The sequence below is a fragment of the Pseudomonas sp. PSPC2-3 genome (assembly GCF_049898265.1).
In the GTDB taxonomy this organism is placed as follows: domain Bacteria; phylum Pseudomonadota; class Gammaproteobacteria; order Pseudomonadales; family Pseudomonadaceae; genus Aquipseudomonas; species Aquipseudomonas veronii.
In genome coordinates, this window is record NZ_JAFCXJ010000003.1 from 159,215 (window position 1) to 179,547 (window position 20,333).

The window sequence follows — 20,333 nt, forward strand, 5'->3', positions numbered from 1 at the left end:
CAGGAGGTCCCAGGGAGAAAGCCCGGTGTAGACTGTCGACTCGGTTTTTTCCCAAGCATGAGGTGTGCAGTGAAGTTTTTCGCCGTGCTGTTGTTGAGCCTGTTGCCCGTGTGGGCCCAGGCGGTTGAAGTGGGTGAGCGCGTGGCGCCCTGGACTCTGCTGGATCAGTTCGATCAGGCCTACACCCTGGATGACCAGGCACAGGTCCTGTTGGTGGCCCGCAGCATGGATGCCGCCAAGCTGGTGGACGCCGCCCTGCAAGGCCAGCCCAAAGGCTATCTCGAAGCGCGGCATGGGGTGTTTGTCGCGGATATCCAGCGCATGCCTCGGCTGGTTGCCAAGCTGTTCGCGGTGCCGGCCATGCAGTCCTACAACTACCGGGTCATGCTGGACCGGGACGCACGCATCGCTCCGCGTTATCCCGCGCCTGTGGATAAGGTGCTGTGGCTGCAACTGAATAACGGCAAGCTGACAGCGCGCCACGAGTACGGCTCTTCGGCTGAACTGCGCGAGGCCCTGGAGCAGGTGAAACCGTGATCAGTGCCGCGGTGCTGGCGCCGGGAACCCTCGGCATCGGCTGGCTGTTGTACGCGCCGGTGCTGTTGTGGGCGATCTTGCGTTCGCCGTGGGTCGAGCTGTTTACTGACCGGCGGCGCCAGCATTTGCTGTTCGGTACGGTGTTCGCGTTATTCATGTTGTGGTTGGTGAGGCGGGACTTCGATACCGGGGTCTCCTACCACTTTATCGGCATGACGGCCGTGACCCTGCTGCTCGACTGGCCGCTGGCAATCGTCGGCGGTTTCGCCGCGCAGTTGGGCTTGCTGTTGCTGGGTCGCCAGGACCTGGCCGCCGTGGGCATCAACGGCCTGCTGCTGATCGTGCTGCCGGTGCTGGTCACTGAAACCTGCGCGGTGCTTGTCGAGCGGGCACAACCGCGTAACCCGTTCGTCTATATCTTCTGTTCCGGCTTTTTCGCCGCTGCATTGTCGGCCTTGCTCTGCCTGTTGGCCGGGCTGGGGTTGCTGTGGTTCGACGGGCGTTTCGCGATGCCGGAATGGCTGGAGGATTTTATCGGTTACCTGTGGCTGATCATCTTCCCCGAGGCCTTCATCAACGGCATGGTCATCAGCGCCCTGGTGGTGTTTTGCCCGGAATGGCTGGAGACATTCAACCGCACGCGCTACCTCTCGGCGCCCTGGAAAGACGACAATTCGCAGACTTGACTCAGATCAAATCGCGCCCAGCGTGGCGGGCCCATGCTTTGCGAAACTTTTCCTGAGCAAGATGGGAGCACGGATCATGAGTGTGTATGAATGGGCACGTCAGGAGTTGCGCAGAAGCCAGGACGCGGCACAAGAAATCGGCTTTGATCCAGGCTTGACCTTGCGCGCGATGCTCAGCGCGGTGGTGCAGCAGAGCAAGGGCGTGCGCAGTTTCGAAGACCTGGCCGACGAGTTGCAATACCTGGCAGAGAACCTCGACGACCAGCAGGAATATGCCTTTATGCGGCCTTAATGGCGCGGTGGCAGGTCTTCGGAAAACAGCTCGTCTTCGGCGTCCGGCGCCACGGGGATCTTATGTTCCTCAGCGGCCCAGGCACCCAGGTCGATGAGCTTGCAACGGTCCGAGCAGAACGGCCGGTTGAGGTTGGTCGCTTTCCATTCCACGGGTGCGCCGCAGGTTGGGCATTCGACGGTCAAGGGTTGGCTCATGATCGGCCTCCACGCAAAGTAAGGTAAAAGTGGTGCAGTCGTTCGACCTCGCTGTGCAACCAGGCGAGGTCGCGGTCATTGACCAGCACGTCATCGGCATGGCTCAGGCGCTCTTCGCGGCTGGACTGGGCCTTGAGTATCGCCTGCACCTGTTGTTCGCTGATGCCGTCGCGCTGCAGGGTACGCTGAATCTGCAGGGATTGCGGCACGTCGATCACCAGGATGCGTTGGGTCATGCTGTGCTGGCCGGATTCGATCAGCAGCGGCGACACCAGGATCGCGTAAGGCGAGCGCGCACGCGCCAGGTGGTTGCGAATCTCTTCGCCAATCAACGGGTGCAGCAAGGCTTCCAGCCAGCGGCGTTCTTGCGGCACTTCAAAGATCAACTTGCGCAATGCGGCGCGGTCCAGCTGGCCGTCGGGCTGCAGCACGCCGGCACCGAAGTGTTCGACAATGCTGGCGAGCGCCGGCCGGCCGGGTTCGACCACCCAGCGCGCGGCGTGATCGGCGTCTACCAGGTCTACGCCGAGGTCGCTGAAGTGCTGGGCCGCGGCGCTCTTGCCGCTGCCGATGCCGCCCGTAAGGCCAAGAATCCAGGGTGTTGCAACAGGAGTGGTCATTTGAAACCGACAGACTGCAAATAGAAGTCGGTTATTTGACCACCCCAGAGCACGGCAATCCAGCCGGCAATTGCCAGATAGGGACCAAACGGCATCGGCGTGGCCGCCTGGATCTTGCTCCGACGCAGCAGGATCAGCCCGCCGCACACGCCCACCAGCGATGACATCAGCAGCGTCATCGGCAGGATTTGCCAGCCACCCCAGGCGCCGAGCAGCGCCAACAACTTGAAGTCGCCGTAGCCCATGCCGTCCTTGCCGGTGGCCAGCTTGAACAGCCAGAACACCGTCCACAGGCTCATGTAGCCGATCACCGCACCCCACAGTGCATCGGGCAGGGGCACCAGCAGCTCGACGCTGTTAAGCATCAGCCCCAGCCACAACAGCGGCAGGACCAGCACGTCGGGCAGCAGTTGGTGGTCGACGTCGATCAGGCTCGTCGCCAACAAGCCCCAGCTCAACAGCATCACTGCGCCCGCTTGCCAGCCAAAGCCAAAATGCCAGGCCACCACGGCCGAGATCAACCCGCACGCCAGTTCGGTCAAGGGATAACGCGCACTGATCGCTTCGCGGCAATGGGCACAGCGGCCCCGGAGCATCAGGAAGCTGAGCAGCGGGATGTTTTCCCACGGCCGAATCGGCTGATTGCAGTGCGGGCAGCAGGAATTGGGCTGCATCAGGTTGTATCTCGGCCCGACGGGGTCGCCGGGCAAACCGAGCACTTCATGGGCCTGTGCGCGCCATTCCCGTTCAAGCATTTTCGGCAGGCGCCACACCAGCACGTTGAGGAAACTGCCCACGATCAAGCCCAGCACCATTGCCATGGCGACAAAGGCCCATGGCTGCTGGCTCAACAGCAGGCTCAAAATGCCGTACCGAGTTGGAAGACCGGCAGGTACAGGGCGATTACCAAAGCGCCGACAATCCCGCCGAGCACCACCATGATCAGCGGTTCCATCAGGCTGGTGAGTTGGTCGACCAGCGTGTCGACGTCCGACTCATAGTGGCTCGCGACTTTTTCCAGCATGTGCTCCAGGGTGCCGGATTCTTCACCAATCGCCGTCATCTGGATCGCCATGCCAGGGAACAGACCGCTGGTAGCCATGGCCCGATTCAACGGCATGCCTGTGGATACATCGTGACGCATATGTTCGATAGCCTGTTTGAATAGCTGGTTGCCGGCAGCGGCGGCCACTGAATCCAGGGCCTGCACCAACGGCACTCCGGCCGCGAACGTAGTTGAAAGCGTGCGCGCGTAGCGGGCGACCGCCGACTTTTTCAGCAGTGTGCCTGCCAGGGGCGCTTTCAACAAACCGGCATCCAGCCAATGACGAAAACCGGGCGATACGCGATAGGCCCGGCGCAACCCCAGACCTCCCGCGCCCAGGCTGAGCGCCAGCATCCACCAGGCTTGTTGCAGGAACTCGGACAAGGCAATCACGTACCGAGTAAAACCGGGCAACTCGCTGTCGACGCTGGCGAACAGGTTCTGGAATTGCGGCACCACATGGATCAGCAAGAGACTGCTGACGAGGCTGGCGACCACGATGACCGCGATGGGGTAGGTCATGGCCTTCTTGATCCGGGCCTTGAGCCGTTCGCTCTTTTCCAGGTGATCCGCCACCCGCTCCAGAAGGGTTTCCAGGGCGCCGGCCTGCTCACCCGCCGCCACCAGGTTGCAGTACAGGTCATCGAAGTAGCGCGGCTGTTTGCGCAGGGCCGACGCCAGGGTATTCCCGGCGCCGATCTCCTGTTTCAGGCCTTTTACCAGCCTGTACATGTGACGGTTGTCGAAGCCTTCGCTGATCACGTCGAAGGCTTGCAGCAACGCAATGCCGGCCTTCAGCAGTGTTGCCAGTTGGCGGGTGAACAGGGCAATGTCCGCCGGTTTGATCGGCGCAGCGAGGCTTGGCAGGCCGGCGGATTGTTTGCGCACGCGGCCAGGGCAAATCCCTTGCTGGCGCAGTTGTGCCTTGACCCGCGCGAGGTCGTGGCCGACGGTTTGCCCGGACACCCTGCGTCCCTGGCGGTTGATGCCTTCCCAGGCGTATGTCGTGGCAGCGTTGGTCATGTCTCTGTTCCGCACACAGGTCGTCGAATCTTTATAGCGTAGCCAGGTGACGGATTCGGATTGCTCGGCGTTCAACGATAAAATGTCAGATTGTGCGTCTTGGACGCGATTGGCCGCTCGCGGGTGAGTACACTGGCGCGGCTGCACGATACGGGGCGCAGGACGCGCCTTGTCATGGGTTCTGTTCTGGAGAGGAATGTGATGCGTCAGAAAGGTTTTACTTTGATCGAGTTATTGATCGTCGTGGCAATCATCGGCATTTTGGCCACCATTGGCTTGCCCATGTACACCACGCATCAGGCCAAGGCCAAGTTCACGGCCGGGCTGGCTGAAATCACCGCGTTGAAAGCCGGCTACGAGGATGTATTCAACCAAGGCACAGTGCCAACCGTGGCATTGATCGGTGGCACCAGCCCGACCGCCAATTGCAAGATCGATGTGGCAGGGGATGTCGCCACCGGCGCCGGTTCCATCAGTTGCGAAATCCTCGACGCCCCGGCACCGGTACTGGGCAAGACCATTACCCTGACGCGCAGCGCCACCGCCGGCTGGAAATGCGCCACGACGGCAGAGGCCAAGTACGCCGCCAAAGGGTGTGGCGCCGACGGGGCATGACTGCCAAACCCTGCGCACGGACGTAAAGGTGGCCGATGTCGTTATCCCCGCAGCAGCGCGACAAGACGTTCCTGGTGATTGCAGCGTGCTTGCTCGCGCTGGGTATCTGCGCACCGTTCAGCGGGCATGACTGGCAGCGCGCAATGCAGGTGGCCATGGGCCTGGGCGCGGTGGTGTATGGGCTGACGGTCGCTCCCGTCGAGCGTCTGGTGGACCGGCCGACGGCCCTGGGCCTGGTGCTGATCGTTGGGCTGGGCCTGGTGTCATCGGCACTGGCCCATCAGCCGCTCTGGGCCTTCACCGAGGTCGCGCTGTTCATCAGCTGTGGGGCGATCGCCGTCGCGGTTGCCCTGCTGCGCCGACGCGCGGGTGAGCCGTTGGACCGCGTGCTGATCCTGATGGTGGTGCTGCTGTGCCTGATCAAGTCGATCCAATACCTGTATGCCGGCGCGCTCGCCTTCGCCAGTGGCGCGCGGGTTCTTGATCCGGACGCGTTGCTGTCCGGGTTTTCCAACAAGCGCTTCTACGGTCAATTCCAGACCTTCACCCTGCCATTGCTGGCGCTGCCCTTGCTGATGCCCAAGGTCTCCCGCTCCGTGCGCGGCGCGGTGTTTGCGTTGCTGTGTGTGTGGTGGTTGATCGCGATCAGCGGCGGCACCCGCGGCACCTGGCTCGGCATGGCGGTGGCCGGTGTGGCGTTGGCGCTGCTCGGGCCGTGGGGACGACGCTGGTTGGCCTGGCAATTGGCTGCGGTGTGCGGCGGTTTGTTGCTGTATACGGCGTTGTTCACGCTGTTGACGGGTGCGCTGGGTGTCGAGGTCGGCAGTGGCGTCAGCGATCGCCTCACCACTTCGCTGTCGGGGCGTGGCCCGATCTGGTGGCAGGCCTGGCACATGATCGTCGAGCGTCCGTGGCTGGGGTTCGGGCCGATGCATTTCGCGGATATCGCCAACCCGATCGCCGCGCACCCGCACCAGGCAATCCTGCAATGGGCCAGCGAGTGGGGCGTTCCCTCGGCCTTGTGCGTGGCTGCCTTGGCGTGGCGCGGTGGCTGGGCCACCCTCCGCGTGTTGTGGGCGCGGGCTTGTTCTACAGCGCGCGTGGACTTGCTGCGCGGGTGCCTGTTCGCGGCATTGCTGGGCGCGCTCACGCAAGCAATGGTCGACGGCGTCATCGTGATGCCCAACTCGCAGGTCTGGTTGGCGCTGGTGGTGGGCTGGTTGATGGCGCTGCACGTGTGGCGCGCCGCTCCTGGCGCGTCGCTGCCATGGGCCTGGGCAGGGTGGCGGGTGGCGGCGGTGCTGTCCGTTGGCCTGCTGGTGTGGGTCGTGATGCGTGATGCCCCGCACATCGAGCAAGCCCAGCAAGACTATCTTGAAGGTGGCAACCAACACCTGCAGCCGCGCTTCTGGGCCCAAGGGGTGATTGCCCTGCGACGTCAGTGAGTTGCCGGACGCCCGATGCGGTGCTAGCTTTAGCCCACCGCCCGTGTAGCTCAGCCGGTAGAGCAGCGCACTCGTAACGCGAAGGTCGCAGGTTCGATTCCTGTCTCGGGCACCAAAGCAACACCGTTTTCAGATGATCCCAGAATGGTTCTGAAGGCCAGGCGAGTCGGCATTCGTGCCCGCTCTTTTGTATCTGCGCAACCTTGATGACCCAGATGCATCCCCATTCCTCGATCTAAGAGAACAACATGACCACGACTGAAATGACCCAGGAAGTTCGGCACCAAGCAGCCCTCTACAAATACCTCGGGGAATCGCCGCAGCTTAAAGAAGAGATCAAGGACCTGAGCGCTGACGATCAGCGCGACCAGATCCAGTGGGCATTCGAGGACGAGGCCGAGAGCCAGGGCCTCCAGCCATGGGAGCTGAGCCTCAAGTACACCTCGTCAGCGGACGAGTTCGAAGCCGCACGGCTGGCCTTGCACCAAGAGGCGGCTGAAGTGCTCGGTGTCGAATGGGAAGAGTATTGCGAGATGAATAACCTGGTGGTCTGAACCGCTGTTGCAGGAGCCGGCAACCCGGCTCCTGCAACGGGCTTCAGATACTGAGGCGCATCGACAGGTCCACCGCTTTCACATCCTTGGTCATCGCGCCGATGGAGATGTAGTCCACCCCGGTTTCAGCGATGGGCAGCAGGGTTTTTTCGTTGATCCCGCCGCTGGCTTCCAGCTTGGCTTTGCCGCCGTTCAGGCGCACGGCTTCACGCATGTCGTCCAGGCTCAGTTCGTCGAGCATGATGATATCGGCGCCCGCCGCCAACGCTTCGCGCAATTCGTCCAGGCTTTCCACTTCGACTTCCACCGGTTTGCCCGGGGCGATCTTGTGCGCGGCCGAAATCGCTTGGGCGATACCGCCACAGGCGGCGATATGGTTTTCCTTGATCAGGAACGCGTCATACAAACCGATGCGATGGTTGTGGCAACCGCCACAGGTCACGGCGTATTTCTGCGCCAGACGCAGGCCCGGCAGCGTCTTGCGCGTATCGAGCAACTTGACCTGGGTGCTCGCGACGCTATCCGCCAGGTACTGGGCGCGTGTGGCGACGCCGGAGAGCATCTGCAGGAAATTCAGCGCGCTGCGTTCGCCGCTGAGCAGCGAACGTGCCGGGCCTTCTAGGTGGAACAGTGCCTGGTTGGGGCTGACGCGTTCACCGTCGGCCACCAGCCAATGCACCGCGACCCGCGGGTCCAGTTGGCGGAACACCGCGTCCACCCAGGCCGTGCCAGCGATAACGGCCGCATCGCGGGTGATGATCGTGGCCTTGGCCAGCCGTTCGGCCGGGATCAATTGCGCGGTGATGTCGCCGCTGCCGATGTCTTCGCGCAGTGCGCGGCGCACGTTGGCTTCGATTTCGGCGGTGAGGTCGGCAAGACGGAGATTCGGCATAACAGGCTCCACAAACAAAGTGCGCCGATTATAGGGGCTGTGCGCGTTTGAACCCAGTGGCGTGCTCATTTACAGCGCTATGACAGAGTTCGCTGGCGCAACGACCCCCATTTGCAAGATAATCTCGCGCCTTGCAATTGGCGTCATAGCTTTGACGTCCTGGTGGTAACCGGATATTCGCAGTGCCCAACTGGGCCTGCCCCGACTTTGCCCTACCCACACCGCCGTTTCAGGAGGCCTGGATGCACAACGACGGAAAGGTGGTGCCGATCAATAAGGCACAGACCACGCCATCGCCGCTCGCGCGCCTACCGGTGGTGTTGCTGCAGGTTCGCGACAAGGCTGCGCAGCAACTGCAGCAAGGTTTGCAGGAGCTGTTCGATAACGCCGACGACACCCTGTTCGAAATGGCCGACAAGGCCCTTAACAACGTCGACCACCATATTTTCTTTGAAGCCATGCGCGACCTGCGTCTCAAGCGCAAGAATTTCGAGCGCGTGTTCATGGGGCAACTGTTCGAGGCCTTCGCCAACCTGGGCGGGGCAGGGCGCGGTGAACGGCAGTTGGTGCCGGTGGTGTCCTACGACAAGGTGCCCGGCATCCTCAGGGACGACCTGGAAAAAGCCCTGGCGCTGGAGGCAATGCTCGGGCGGGTGCAGCATCGCGACGGCCTCGCCCTGGGGCAACTGACCACTCGCCTGGGCGCCTTGCTCGGCAGGTCCATGGATGACTGCGAGAACCCCCTGGGGCCGGCGCTGCTGTGCGAGTTTTTCCTGCGCGCGGGGCGCAGCCTGGGCGTGGAAATTCGCGTCAAGCTGGTCATGCTCAAGCTCTTTGAAAAGTACGTGCTCAGCGACGCCGACCACCTGTACGGTGAGGCCAATCAGTTGCTGGTCGCCACCGGCGTGCTGCCTGAACTAAAGGCGGTGCCGGCCCGTCGTTCCGGCGGGCGCGTACCGTGCAAGCAGACGCGTGAAGCCCGGTTGCCAAGCGCCGACCAGCCAGTCGACGAAAATGGCGAGCACGCCTTTTCTACCTTGCGAGCGCTGCTGGGCGCCGTGCGCGGCAGTGTCGCGCCGACCCTGGAAGCCAGCGCCGAGCCCCAGCCCATTGCCACCCGCGACCTGCTGCGGCTGTTGTCCCATTTGCAGCAATACGTGCCGGAGCCGGATGTCGAGGACGACTTCGACCTGCGCAACCAGTTGAAGCAACTGCTGACCCGAGTCAGCGTCAAGAGCGGCAAATCCCGGGTCGTGGAAGAGGCCGACGAAGACGTAATCAACCTGGTCGCGCTGTTGTTCGAATTCATCCTCAATGACCACGCCGTCCCGGACGCCTTCAAGGCCTTGATCGCCCGGTTGCAGATCCCGATGCTCAAACTGGCGGTGCTGGACAAGAGCCTTTTCAGCCGCGCCGGCCATCCGGCGCGGCGGCTGCTCAACGAAATCGCCAGTGCCGCCATCGGTTGGAGCCCGGCTGAGGGTAACCCGCGTGACAGCCTGTACCTGCGCATCGAGCAGGTGGTGCAGCGGTTGCTGAATGATTTTGCCGAAGACCCGGCGATTTTTTCCGAACTGCTGTCGGAGTTCTGCGCGTTTACCGCTGACGAGCGCCGGCACAGTGCATTGCTCGAACAGCACACCCGCGATACCGAGGAAGCGCGCCTGCGTAACGAGGCGGCCCGACAGCGCGTGGCCGACGTGCTGAACCGGCGTTTGCTGGGCAAGGTCCTGCCGCGCTCGGTGGTGCAGTTTGTGCAACAGGCCTGGAGCCAGGTGCTGTTGCTGGCCAGCCTCAAGCACGGTGAGCAATCGGTGCAATGGCAGGCGGGGCTGCGCACCCTGGACGAGTTGATCTGGAGCGTTAGCCTGCACGACGACACCGAGGCCGGGCGGCATCTGCTGGAGCAGTTGCCGGCGTTGCTCAAGGCCTTGCGCGACGGGATGAGCGGCGCGGGGTTCGACCCTTTCAGCACCCGTGAGTTCTTTGTTCGGCTGCAGGCCTTGCATGTTCAGGCGTTCGAGGGCGGCGAGAGGTTGATCGAGGTGCAGGAGCCCTTCGTGTTCGACCCTGGCCTGCCCGATGCCGCGCAGGACCTGGCCGCGGATGATCCCGACCTGCTCAAGGTGCGCCAATTGCGCGTCGGCGTTTGGCTGGAGTTCCTGGAACCCGAGGAAACCGCTCTGCGCGGCAAACTGAACGCGATCATGGCACCGGCCGATCGCTATGTTTTCGTCAACCGCGCCGGGCTCAAGGTACTCGAGCGCAGCGCCGGCCAACTGGCCCTGGCGTTCAAGCGTGGTGCGTTGCGTATCCTGGACGAAGCCCTGCTGTTCGAGCGTGCGCTGGCGACGGTGGCGGGTAACTTGCGTCAACTCAATCGCGGCAAGTGATCGCAACCATAGGGCTGAACGCGGCATACTGGTCAGACTTAGTCACGTTCAAGGAACCTGTATGCAGTTGGACCCCGCCAGCGGTTGGTGCCAGGGTGTTCGTCATTGCCCTTCGCCCAACTTCAACGAGCGCCCCGCAGGTGAAGTCTCGCTGTTGGTGGTGCATAACATCAGCCTGCCGCCGGCGCAGTTCGCCACCGGCAAGGTGCAGGAATTTTTCCAGAATCGCTTGGATGTCACGGAACATCCTTACTTTGCAGGGATTGCCGACCTACGCGTGTCAGCGCATTTTCTGATTGAACGCGACGGAGGGGTGACGCAGTTTGTGTCCTGCCTCGACCGCGCCTGGCATGCCGGGGTTTCCAGCTTCGAGGGGCGCGAAACGTGCAATGACTTTTCCCTGGGGATCGAGTTGGAAGGTACGGATGACCTGCCGTTTACCGATGCCCAATATGCGTCACTGATCGACCTGACACGTCAGTTGCTGGCGACTTACCCGGGCATCACCCGTCAGCGCATTTGTGGTCACAGCGATATCGCCCCGGGGCGCAAGACCGATCCCGGGCCCGCTTTTGATTGGATGCGCTTTCGCAGCGCCCTGCAGGATGGAGGACACGCACAATGAGTTTCCTGGTGTTGGTGCTGGCGGTCTGGATCGAGAAATTCTCGGCCTTGCGCCAAAAGTTGCAGCGCGACGGCAGATGGCTGCGCGAACTGGCCAGATTGGAATCGAGCCCGCGCCTGGGCGAACAGCCCTGGTTGATTCTGGCGCTGCTGGTGTTGCTGCCGGTGGCCGTGCTGGCGTTGTTGCTGCTGGTGCTGGAACCGGTGGCCTACGGCCTGTTGGCGCTGCCGGTGCATTTGCTGGTGCTGATCTACAGCCTGGGGCGCGGTGATCTGCTGGCGGGGCTTGGCCCGTTCCGCGATGCCTGGCGGCGCGGCGACCTGCAGGCCGCCGAGCATGTGGCCGAGCGTGACCTGAAGGTCGCTGCCGACAGTGGCGAGCAGTTGCTGGAACGTGTCCAGGGGTATCTCCTGTGGCAGGCCTATCAGAGCTTCTTTGCGGTGATCTTCTGGTATTTCCTGTTGGGCCCGGTCGCAGCCCTGGCCTATCGCCTGCTGGCGCTGGCCAGCGAACACAGTCAGAACCCTCTGGTGGCCGAGCGTGCCGCGCAACTGCGGCATGCCTTTGACTGGTTGCCGGTGCGCTTGCTGGCGGCGAGTTTCGCCTTGGTGGGCAACTTTGTCGCGGTCAGCCGAGTGATGCTCCACGAGCTGTTGAGCTGGGACATCAGTGCCGCGCAACTGGTGAACAAAGTCGGCCTGGTGGCCGCCGAAATCCCGCCGCCGGTGGTGGGGGCCGACGGCATCAACAGTCTGGATCGCCTGTGGGAACTGCTGCTGCGCGCGGCGGTGCTGTGGTATGCCGGTTTCGCCATCTGGACCGTGTTGCCCTAGCGGTCACGCTCAATCCCTGTGGGAGCAAGCCTGCTCCCACAGCGCGTTAACTTTACGTTACAAAACTCCCTTGCGATTTGAGCTATACAAGTAGAGCGCCAAATAGTGGCTATCTGCCGCCGCCCTGCGCCTCAAATAAAAATAATAGGAAGGGAGTTCACCTGTGAAGAGCTTGCTCTATCCCGCCGTCGCGCTGATGAACCGCCTGAGCTTCGGCATGAAGTTCAGTTTGATCAGCGTGTTGTTCCTGTTGCCGATGCTGGCGACCAACTATTTCCTGGTGCGCGATTCCTGGCGTGAATTCCAGGGCACCCGCATCGAACTGCAAAGCCTGGATTTGCTCGGCAGCAGCCTGGCCTTGCGCCGTGACCTGGAAACCCTCAACAACCAGGTGCAGATCAACGCGACCCTCGGCCAATCCGGCAAGGCGGGCGATCTGGAGGGCACGATCAACACCCTGGAACAGAGTGTGCTGGCGCGCCTGCAAGGCCTGAGCGCGATGGCCTCCGACCCCGAGCAAGTCGCCGTCTTCGACGCCAAGCGCGACGAGCTGGTCGGCGCCTTCAAGGCCCAGCAACAGGAGTCATCGCTACAGAGCAAAAGTGCGCTGATCGGCAAACTGCTGAACAAGGCGCAGATGCTCAGCCAGATCATCGCCAGCCAATCCGGCTTGAGCCGCGACCCCCAGAGTGATCTGCGCCAGCTCAGCGAACTGATCACCGGCGTCACGCCGCAAGTCACCCAGACGTTGGGCGAAGGGCGGGCAATGGGCGCGTACTCCCTCGGCCAGGGTTTTCTCAACTCCTCCTCCAGCACGCGCTTCGACGAGCTGTTGCAGCAGTTGGAAAAACTCCAGGCCGAATACGGCTTGAAGCTGCAGGACGCCCTGGGCTCCAGCAAAGCCGCCCACACAGCGCTCGACAGCCTGGCCAAGGCCAGCAACGCGAGCCTCAAGCAAGGCAGTGAACTGTTTGAAGAGCAGGTGGTGATGGCCGAAACCCTCGACGCACCGTGGCAGGGCTTTTACGACGACGTGAGTCAACTGATGGCCCAGACCTACCAACTCAATGAGGCCACCCTGGGTTTCCTCGGACAGCAGTTGGAGCAACGGCTGACGCAAAACCGCACGCACATGGTCGTACTGGTGTCGGCCCTGGCGGCGGTGTTTTTGCTGATCTTTTATCTGTACGCCGGTTTCTATGCCTCGACGCGTACCACGTTGCGGCGCTTGGGGGCGATGATGGACAAGGTGGCGGCGGGCGATATGACCGTCACGTTTGTCGCCCGCAGCCGCGACGAGTTGGGCGAACTGGGCCAAGTGTTCAATGGCACCGTGGCCAAGATCCACGACCTGATCGAGCGCGTCGGGCACACCGTCAGCCAGGTTGAGTTGCAGGCCGGCCAGGTCGAGGCGGTCTCGGCCCGCAGTAACCAGGCGGTCTCCGGGCAGCGCAGCCAGATCGAACAGGTAGCGACGGCCATGAACCAGATGTCCTCCACCGCCCAGGAAGTGGCACGCAGCGCGGCGGCGGCGGTGAGCAGCGCCCATAGCGTCAACGATGAAACCGTCAGCGGCCGTGGCCTGGTGCAGTCCCAGCAAGGCAGCATTGCGCGGTTGGCATCGGAGATCGATGAGTCGGTACGCGTGATCAATCAACTGGCCACCGACAGCCAATCCATCAGCAGCGTGCTGGAAGTGATCAAGAGCATCGCCGAGCAAACCAACCTGCTGGCGCTCAACGCCGCGATCGAAGCGGCCCGCGCCGGGGAGCAGGGCCGCGGCTTTGCGGTGGTGGCCGATGAAGTGCGGACCCTGGCCCGGCGCACCCAGCACTCCACTGAAGAGATCGAGCAGATGATCAGCCGCTTGCACAGCGGTGTCGGCGCGGCGGTCAAGGCCATGGGCACCAGCCATGCCATGGCTGAAGGCACCGTGGGCCAGTCGGAAAAGGTCCAGCAGGCCCTGGAAAATATTCTCGGCGCCGTCGGCATGATCGTGGATCAGAACCAGCAGATTGCCGCCGCCGTCGAGCAGCAAACCGCGGTCGCCCACGACATTGACCGCAACATCGTCGAAATCAACCGCGCCGGAGAGCATGCGGCCGACGGTGCGTACCAGACCGAAGCGGCCAGCCGGCAGTTGTCGCAGCAGGTGATCGAGCTGAAGCAACTGATCGGCGCATTTCGGGTGTAGGGTCTGTTAGTAGGATTTGTCCTTTGTGGTTGTGGTGTTTGTCTTAATTTTGCGACGTATCTTTTCTGGCGGCGTGAATAGGTGAAAATTTGTTTCACCTGGTCACAGTCCCAAGGAGGCACGGCGATGATCGCTGCATTCGGTATCAGAGGGCGCTGCGCCCGATGCGACATGACGTTTGAACTCAAGCCTTGGCAGTTGAACGCGATTGCCATCGACGAGCCGTTCGAGTGCGTGTATTGCCAGTCGGGCCTGCAGTTGCGGTGTCGCAAACAGCAGCGTCAATTTCGTGCGCTGGACCAGTGGGCGCTGGTTCGCCCGAGCATGATCATCCTGACCTGCGTGACCTTGCTGGTGGCACTGGTGGCGGAGTGGGTGGGGTTACTCAGTGTGATCGAGCAGCTCAACCTTTCACTGGTGACGGTGCTGATCCACTGCCTGGTGCTGCGTTTTGCCCGCCATCGGCAACGCATGACCCTGGACCTGCAGGCCGTCAGCCCGCTACCAATTGAACAGCTCGCACGCGTTGCGTGTGCTCGCCTGCGCCAGCGATAACGGGCTCAGGCCCATGCGCTCGGCCAACGCGGCGCAGATCTCGGGCAGGTGTTCCGGGCTGTTGCGCTGGCCGGGGTGCATGGCGGGGGCCATGTCCGGTGCATCGGTTTCCAGTACCACGGCTTCCAGGGGCAGTTGCGCGAGTACTTTGTGCATGCGCAGCGCCTGTGGCCAGGTGGCCGCGCCGCCCAGGCCCAGTTTGAACCCCAGCTTGATGTACTCGCGCGCCTCTTCGCGGCTGCCGGCGAAGGCGTGGATGATGCCGCCCCGTGGCAGGCGGATGCGCTTGAGGGTGGCGATCACGGCGGCATGGCTGCGGCGCACATGCAGCAGGGCCGGCAGTTGGAAATCCACGGCCATCTTGAGTTGGGCTTCGAACAGGTGTTGCTGGCGTTCACGGTCGAGGTGTTCGAGGAAGTAATCCAGGCCGATCTCGCCCACCGCGCACAATTGCCGATGGCCCCGCAGGCGGGTCAGCCAGTCGCCCAGGGCCGTCAGGTCGGCGGGGCGATGCTCGTCGAGGTACACCGGGTGCAGGCCGAAGGCTGCGAACAAACCTTCATCGTTTTGCACCAGATCCCACAGTCGTTGCCAATTTTGCTGATACACCCCCAACACCACCATGCGCTGTACGCCGAGTTGGCGGCTGTGCGCGAGGACTTGCCGGCGATCGCTGTCGAAGTCCGGGAAGTCCAGGTGGGTGTGGGTGTCGATCAGCTCCACGCTCAAACCTCGTGAATGCGCTGCTTGAAGGTGCGGCCGATGGCGTTTACGCCGGGTTGATACTGTTGTTCTTCAATCGCAGCCAGGGCCAGGCGCAGCGCGGTGTCGGCGATCAGTTGATGTTGCTGGGCCATGGCATTCACCGGCAGTGGCAGGAAATCCAGCAGTTGGGTATCACCGAAGGTGCCCAGGCGCAGCGGCCGCGTCTTGAGCGGGAAGTCATGCAGTGCGTCGAACACGCCTTGCAGCAGCACGTAGGACGTGGTCACCAGCGCGTCAGGCAAATGCCCCAGGCGCTGCAGTAATTGCTCCATCAGTTGCCGGCCGCAGTCGCGGCTGAACGCCTCGCCGTGTTCGACGATCACTTCACCGCCGAACCCCTGCAGCGCTTCACGGAAACCGGCGGCGCGCGCCTGGCTGATGCTCAGCTCGGGCCGCGCGCCGATCAGCGCGATCTGCTTGGGCAGCGGTTGCAACAGGCTGCTGGTCAGTTGCTGGCAGGCCTGGCGGTCGTCGCTGACCACCGAGCAGAACTGCGCGGGGTCCATCTCCCGGTCGATGGCGATGACCGGCAAACCCTTGGCTTGCAGCTCGCGATAACTGTCGTCGCTGGCCGGCAGGCAGCTGGCAACGAACAGCGCGTCGCAGCGTCGGGCGCGGAACAGTTGCAGCAACTGGCGCTCGCTGTCGGCGTCATCGTCGGAGCTGGCGATCAGCAATTGATAGCCGCGCGCGCGCGCGCCCTGTTCCAACAACTTGGCAATTCGTGCGTAACTGGGGTTTTCCAGGTCTGGCAGGATGAAACCCAAGGTGCGCGTATGCCGGCTGCGCAGTCCCGCAGCCTGGGGGTTGGGCGTGAAACCATGGGCTTGGACCACCGCACGCACGCGCTCGACGGTTGCGCTGCTGATGCGTTGTTGTTCGGCTTTGCCATTGATGACATAGCTGGCGGTGGTCACGGACACACCGGCGAGACGGGCGATATCACTGAGTTTCAAACCGGGATTTCCTTGTTTTCTGGAGCTTGCCCCGACATTTTGTCCAATCGTAACCGATTACTGCAGACGACCAATGTCTCAGCTCAAGTGCCGAGTGGGTCTTCAAGGATGCGCAATTAACGCGTAATCTGCCACGAATTCTAGATTAAACGTTTCAGCAGGCGTATTTTTGCGATGTTCGCTACTGAGTGGCTACTGCCAACCGACTGCTCAGTCAGTTTGTTCATGAACGACTTTAGACTGATTTATTCAAAACAATACCTAGTGCGCCCGACGCACTAACTAGGAGAACGGCATGCTTGAGCTCACCATAGAGCAGATTTCCATGGGCCAGACGGCTGTGGATAAATCTGCTGCCTTGCACCTGCTCGCTGACAAACTGGTGGCCGACGGCCTGGTCGCCGAGGGTTATCTCAGCGGCTTGCAAGCCCGTGAAGCCCAAGGTTCGACCTTTCTCGGTCAAGGCATCGCGATCCCTCACGGCACCCCCGAAACCCGCGATCAGGTATTTTCCACCGGCGTGCGCCTGCTGCAGTTCCCCGAAGGGGTGGACTGGGGCGATGGCCAGATCGTCTACCTGGCCATCGGTATTGCCGCCAAATCCGACGAACACCTGCGCCTGCTGCAATTGCTGACCCGCGCCCTCGGGGAAACCGACCTGGGCCAGGCACTGCGCCGCGCCGCTTCCGCCGAGGCCCTGCTGAAACTGTTGCAGGGCGCGCCGCAGGAACTGGCATTGGACGCGCAAATGATCGGGCTCGGTGTGTCCGCCGATGATTTTGAAGAGCTGGTGTGGCGTGGCGCCCGCCTGCTGCGCCAGGCCGATTGTGTGAGCAATGGCTTTGCCGCCGTGTTGCAGCAGGTCGATGCGCTGCCCCTGGGCGATGGCCTGTGGTGGTTGCACAGCGAGCAGACCGTCAAGCGCCCGGGGCTGGCGTTTGTCACCCCGGACAAACCCATGCGTTACCTCGGCCAGCCCCTCAATGGCCTGTTCTGCCTGGCCAGCCTCGGCGAAGCGCACCAGACCTTGCTCGAACGCCTGTGTGCGCTGTTGATTGAAGGGCGTGGCCAGGAACTGGGCCGCGCCACCAGCAGCCGTGCGGTGCTTGAAGTATTGGGCGGCGAGCTGCCACCCGACTGGCCCAGCGCACGCATCGCCCTGGCCAATGCCCATGGCCTGCACGCGCGGCCGGCGAAGATCCTCGCGCAACTGGCGAAAAGTTTTGACGGCGATATTCGTGTACGCATCGTCGATGGTGCGGTGGGCGCCGTGTCGGTGAAAAGCCTGAGCAAGCTGCTCAGCCTCGGCGCCCGGCGTGGCCAGGTGCTGGAGTTTGTCGCAGAGCCGACGATTGCCGACGATGCGCTGCCCGCCTTGCTGGCCGCGGTACAAGAGGGGCTTGGCGAAGAGGTCGAGCCGCTGCCTGTCGCGAGTGCACAAGCCGCCGCCGTGGTGCTCGAACCGACGCTCAGCGCGCCCCTGGCCGGCAGCCAGATCCAGGCCATCGCCGCCGCACCGGGCATCGCCATCGGCCCGGCGCATATCCAGGTGCTGCAACCGTTCGACTATCCGCTGCGTGGCGAGTCCTCGGCCATCGAGCGCCAACGCCTGCACGCCTCACTGGCCGATGTGCGCGGCGATATCCAGGGCCTGATCGAACGCAGCCAGGCCAAGGCGATCCGCGAGATTTTCATCACCCACCAGGAAATGCTCGACGACCCGGAACTGACCGACGACGTCGACACCCGCCTCAAGCAGGGTGAAAGCGCCGAAGCCGCCTGGATGAGCGTGATCGAAGCCGCCGCCAAGCAGCAGGAATCGTTGCAGGACGCCTTGCTCGCCGAGCGCGCCGCCGACCTGCGCGACATCGGTCGCCGTGTGCTGGCGCAGTTGTGCGGTGTCGAAACCGTCCAGGAACCGAACGAACCCTACATCCTGGTGATGGACGAAGTCGGCCCGTCGGATGTGGCGCGCCTCGACCCGGCCCGCGTCGCCGGCATTCTCACCGCCCGTGGCGGCGCCACCGCCCACAGCGCCATCGTCGCCCGCGCCCTGGGCATCCCCGCCTTGGTGGGCGCCGGCCCGGCCGTGTTGCTGCTGGCCGCCGGTACGCCGTTGCTGCTCGACGGTCAGCGCGGCCGCCTGCATGTCGACGCCGACGCCGCGACCCTGCAACGCGCCAGCGTCGAACGCGACACCCGTGAACAACGCCTGCAAGCCGCCTCGGCGCAGCGCCATCAGCCGGCCCTGACCCGGGATGGGCACGCCGTGGAAGTGTTCGCCAACATCGGCGAAAGCGCCGGCGTGGCGAGCGCGGTGGAGCAGGGCGCCGAAGGCATTGGCCTGCTGCGCACCGAACTGATTTTCATGGCCCACCCCCAAGCGCCGGACGAAGCCACCCAGGAAGCTGAATACCGCCGCGTGCTCGATGGCCTCGGCGGTCGCCCGTTGGTGGTCCGCACCCTGGATGTGGGCGGCGACAAACCGCTGCCGTATTGGCCGATCGCCGAGGAAGAAAACCCCTTCCTCGGCGTGCGCGGCATTCGCCTTACGCTGCAACGCCCGCAGATCATGGAAGCGCAATTGCGCGCACTGCTGCGCTCGGCGGATAACCGGCCGCTGCGCATCATGTTCCCCATGGTTGGCAGCGTCGATGAGTGGCGCGCTGCGCGGGACATGACCGAGCGCCTGCGCCTGGAAATCCCGGTGGCCGACCTGCAACTGGGGATCATGATCGAAGTGCCGTCCGCCGCGTTGCTCGCGCCGGTGCTGGCCAAGGAAGTCGACTTCTTCAGCGTCGGCACCAACGACCTGACCCAGTACACCCTGGCCATCGACCGTGGCCACCCGACGCTGTCGGCCCAGGCCGATGGCCTGCACCCCGCCGTGTTGCAACTGATCGACATCACCGTGCGCGCCGCCCATGCCCATGGCAAATGGGTCGGTGTGTGCGGTGAACTGGCCGCCGACCCGCTGGCGGTGCCGGTGCTGATCGGTCTCGGCGTGGATGAGTTGAGCGTGTCGGCCCGCAGCATTCCCGAGGTGAAGGCGCGGGTGCGAGAATTCAGTCTGAGCGAGGCCCAGGGCCTGGCGCAACAAGCACTCGCGGTGGGTTCGCCCGCTGAAGTGCGAGCCCTTGTGGAGGCCGTGTAGATGGCAAGGATTTTGACCCTGACGCTGAACCCGGCGTTGGACCTCACGGTACGCCTGGCGCGCCTGGAACCCGGTGAAGTCAATCGCAGCGAGACGATGCTGACCCACGCGGCCGGCAAGGGCGTGAACGTCGCCCAGGTGCTGGCCGACCTCGGTCATCAGGTCACCGTCGGTGGTTTTCTCGGCGCGGACAACCCCCAGGCCTTTGACGCGCTGATCGCGCGCCGTGGGTTTGCCGATGCGTTCATCCGCGTGCCCGGCGAGACCCGCAGCAATATCAAGATCGCCGAACAGGATGGCCGCGTCACCGACATCAATGCGCCGGGGCCGCTGGTCAGCGAGCAGGCGCAGCAGGCGTTGCTCAACCAACTCACGCTGATCGCCCCGGGGCACGATGCGGTGGTGGTCGCCGGCAGCTTGCCGTGCGGTGTCAGCCCGCAGTGGTTCCAGGGCTTATTGGTGCTGCTGAAAGACCTCGGCTTGAAAGTTGCCCTGGACACCAGCGGCGCTGCCCTGCGCGCCGGGTTGCAGGCCGGCCCGTGGTTGATCAAGCCCAATACCGAAGAACTTGCCGAAGCGCTGGACTGCCCGACCGACTCCGTCGACCAACAGGCCCAGGCCGCCGCGCGTTTGCATGCCAGCGGCATCGAGCATGTGGTGATTTCCCACGGTGCCGACGGCGTCAACTGGTTCAGCCCCGGCACGGCGCTGCATGCTACGCCGCCGAAAGTCAGCGTCGCGAGTACGGTCGGCGCGGGCGATTCGCTGCTGGCCGGGATGCTCCACGGTTTGCTCGGTTTCGATCTGCCCGAGACCACCTTGCGCCGCGCCACGGCGATTGCCGCGATGGCCGTCACGCAGATCGGGTTTGGCATCAGCGATGATGCGCAATTGGCGCGTCTCGAAAGCGGCGTCCATGTGCGCCCGCTGACAGAACAATAAGAGGGTTTGT

At 63.3% G+C, this 20,333-nt stretch carries 20 protein-coding genes, 1 tRNA gene and 1 pseudogene; 15 read left to right on the plus strand and 7 right to left on the minus strand.

Annotated features, from left to right (window positions below):
• Positions 1-69 precede the first annotated feature (69 nt).
• From ACP7E3_RS08145 to ACP7E3_RS08155, 3 genes are all read left to right on the plus strand, one after another.
• Complete coding sequence (locus ACP7E3_RS08145) at positions 70-537, plus strand: FAD/FMN-containing dehydrogenase (protein ID WP_426122803.1); 468 nt, start codon at positions 70-72, stop codon at positions 535-537.
• A complete protein-coding gene (locus ACP7E3_RS08150) occupies positions 534-1,223 on the plus strand; it encodes an energy-coupling factor ABC transporter permease (RefSeq protein ID WP_426122805.1) in 690 nt (229 codons plus the stop codon). The genes ACP7E3_RS08145 and ACP7E3_RS08150 overlap by 4 nt, the downstream gene beginning before the upstream one ends.
• A 76-nt stretch (positions 1,224-1,299) precedes the next feature.
• Entirely contained in the window at positions 1,300-1,515 is a 216-nt protein-coding gene (locus tag ACP7E3_RS08155; protein WP_003171680.1) for a hypothetical protein, read from the plus strand.
• Here the strand turns inward: ACP7E3_RS08155 and yacG are convergent.
• Genes yacG through ACP7E3_RS08175 form a run of 4 tightly spaced genes read right to left on the minus strand, consistent with a single transcriptional unit; the run spans position 1,512 to position 4,400 of the window.
• The gene (gene yacG, locus ACP7E3_RS08160) at positions 1,512-1,712 is read right to left on the minus strand and encodes a DNA gyrase inhibitor YacG (RefSeq protein ID WP_017845472.1); all 201 of its coding nucleotides are present in this window, start codon (positions 1,710-1,712) and stop codon (positions 1,512-1,514) included. The two genes, ACP7E3_RS08155 and yacG, sit on opposite strands and share 4 nt — an antisense overlap.
• On the minus strand, positions 1,709-2,332 hold the full coding sequence (gene coaE, locus ACP7E3_RS08165; RefSeq protein ID WP_046384731.1) for a dephospho-CoA kinase: 624 nt from the start codon (positions 2,330-2,332) through the stop codon (positions 1,709-1,711). The genes yacG and coaE overlap by 4 nt, the downstream gene beginning before the upstream one ends.
• Positions 2,329-3,195, minus strand: coding sequence for a prepilin peptidase (locus tag ACP7E3_RS08170; protein ID WP_426122808.1), 867 nt, complete (start codon positions 3,193-3,195; stop codon positions 2,329-2,331). The genes coaE and ACP7E3_RS08170 overlap by 4 nt, the downstream gene beginning before the upstream one ends.
• A complete protein-coding gene (locus ACP7E3_RS08175; RefSeq protein ID WP_426122810.1) occupies positions 3,192-4,400 on the minus strand; it encodes a type II secretion system F family protein in 1,209 nt (402 codons plus the stop codon). The genes ACP7E3_RS08170 and ACP7E3_RS08175 overlap by 4 nt, the downstream gene beginning before the upstream one ends.
• Before the next feature lie 201 nt (positions 4,401-4,601).
• On the opposite strand from ACP7E3_RS08175, the gene ACP7E3_RS08180 reads away from it, so the two are divergent.
• From ACP7E3_RS08180 to ACP7E3_RS08195, 4 genes are all read left to right on the plus strand, one after another.
• Positions 4,602-5,015: a pilin gene (locus ACP7E3_RS08180; RefSeq protein WP_017845468.1), complete on the plus strand. Its 414-nt coding sequence runs from the start codon at positions 4,602-4,604 to the stop codon at positions 5,013-5,015.
• A 35-nt stretch (positions 5,016-5,050) separates the two neighbouring features.
• Positions 5,051-6,460 carry an O-antigen ligase family protein gene (locus ACP7E3_RS08185; RefSeq protein WP_426122812.1) on the plus strand — a complete coding sequence of 470 codons (1,410 nt, stop codon included), beginning with the start codon at positions 5,051-5,053 and terminating at the stop codon, positions 6,458-6,460.
• A 39-nt stretch (positions 6,461-6,499) separates the two neighbouring features.
• Positions 6,500-6,575: transfer RNA gene (locus ACP7E3_RS08190), tRNA-Thr, on the plus strand.
• Between the two features lie 133 nt (positions 6,576-6,708).
• The gene (locus ACP7E3_RS08195; RefSeq protein ID WP_426122814.1) at positions 6,709-7,014 is read left to right on the plus strand and encodes a DUF6388 family protein; all 306 of its coding nucleotides are present in this window, start codon (positions 6,709-6,711) and stop codon (positions 7,012-7,014) included.
• Between the two features lie 43 nt (positions 7,015-7,057).
• Here ACP7E3_RS08195 and nadC read toward each other — a convergent pair whose 3' ends face one another.
• Positions 7,058-7,906, minus strand: a complete 849-nt coding sequence (nadC, locus tag ACP7E3_RS08200) for a carboxylating nicotinate-nucleotide diphosphorylase (protein WP_046384727.1) — start codon at positions 7,904-7,906, stop codon at positions 7,058-7,060.
• A 242-nt stretch (positions 7,907-8,148) separates the two neighbouring features.
• Between nadC and ACP7E3_RS08205 the strand changes: the two genes are divergently transcribed.
• The 6 genes and pseudogenes from ACP7E3_RS08205 to ACP7E3_RS08230 all read left to right on the plus strand — a co-directional run bounded on the left by ACP7E3_RS08205 (position 8,149) and on the right by ACP7E3_RS08230 (position 14,506).
• Positions 8,149-10,299, plus strand: coding sequence for a DUF1631 domain-containing protein (locus ACP7E3_RS08205; protein ID WP_426122817.1), 2,151 nt, complete (start codon positions 8,149-8,151; stop codon positions 10,297-10,299).
• Between the two features lie 61 nt (positions 10,300-10,360).
• The gene (gene ampD, locus ACP7E3_RS08210) at positions 10,361-10,924 is read left to right on the plus strand and encodes a 1,6-anhydro-N-acetylmuramyl-L-alanine amidase AmpD (RefSeq protein ID WP_017845463.1); all 564 of its coding nucleotides are present in this window, start codon (positions 10,361-10,363) and stop codon (positions 10,922-10,924) included.
• Complete coding sequence (gene ampE, locus ACP7E3_RS08215; RefSeq protein ID WP_046384724.1) at positions 10,921-11,757, plus strand: regulatory signaling modulator protein AmpE; 837 nt, start codon at positions 10,921-10,923, stop codon at positions 11,755-11,757. Before ampD ends, ampE begins: the two co-directional genes overlap by 4 nt.
• Before the next feature lie 1,132 nt (positions 11,758-12,889).
• Positions 12,890-13,093 (plus strand): annotated as a pseudogene (locus ACP7E3_RS08220) (HAMP domain-containing protein); the annotation flags it as partial.
• A 153-nt stretch (positions 13,094-13,246) separates the two neighbouring features.
• Positions 13,247-13,951, plus strand: coding sequence for a methyl-accepting chemotaxis protein (locus ACP7E3_RS08225; protein WP_370737529.1), 705 nt, complete (start codon positions 13,247-13,249; stop codon positions 13,949-13,951).
• A 126-nt stretch (positions 13,952-14,077) separates the two neighbouring features.
• Positions 14,078-14,506 (plus strand): hypothetical protein, encoded by a 429-nt coding sequence (locus ACP7E3_RS08230; RefSeq protein ID WP_017845460.1) that lies wholly within the window; start codon positions 14,078-14,080, stop codon positions 14,504-14,506.
• Here ACP7E3_RS08230 and ACP7E3_RS08235 read toward each other — a convergent pair.
• Both ACP7E3_RS08235 and cra read right to left on the minus strand, forming a co-directional pair.
• Positions 14,453-15,229 (minus strand): TatD family hydrolase, encoded by a 777-nt coding sequence (locus tag ACP7E3_RS08235; protein ID WP_169863699.1) that lies wholly within the window; start codon positions 15,227-15,229, stop codon positions 14,453-14,455. The two genes, ACP7E3_RS08230 and ACP7E3_RS08235, sit on opposite strands and share 54 nt — an antisense overlap.
• 2 nt (positions 15,230-15,231) lie before the next feature.
• The gene (gene cra / locus ACP7E3_RS08240) at positions 15,232-16,227 is read right to left on the minus strand and encodes a catabolite repressor/activator (protein ID WP_017845458.1); all 996 of its coding nucleotides are present in this window, start codon (positions 16,225-16,227) and stop codon (positions 15,232-15,234) included.
• Between the two features lie 295 nt (positions 16,228-16,522).
• On the opposite strand from cra, the gene ptsP reads away from it, so the two are divergent.
• Both ptsP and pfkB read left to right on the plus strand, forming a co-directional pair.
• Entirely contained in the window at positions 16,523-19,381 is a 2,859-nt protein-coding gene (gene ptsP, locus ACP7E3_RS08245; protein ID WP_193058802.1) for a phosphoenolpyruvate--protein phosphotransferase, read from the plus strand.
• Positions 19,382-20,323: a 1-phosphofructokinase gene (gene pfkB, locus ACP7E3_RS08250; protein ID WP_046384720.1), complete on the plus strand. Its 942-nt coding sequence runs from the start codon at positions 19,382-19,384 to the stop codon at positions 20,321-20,323.
• The last annotated feature ends 10 nt before the right edge of the window (positions 20,324-20,333 follow it).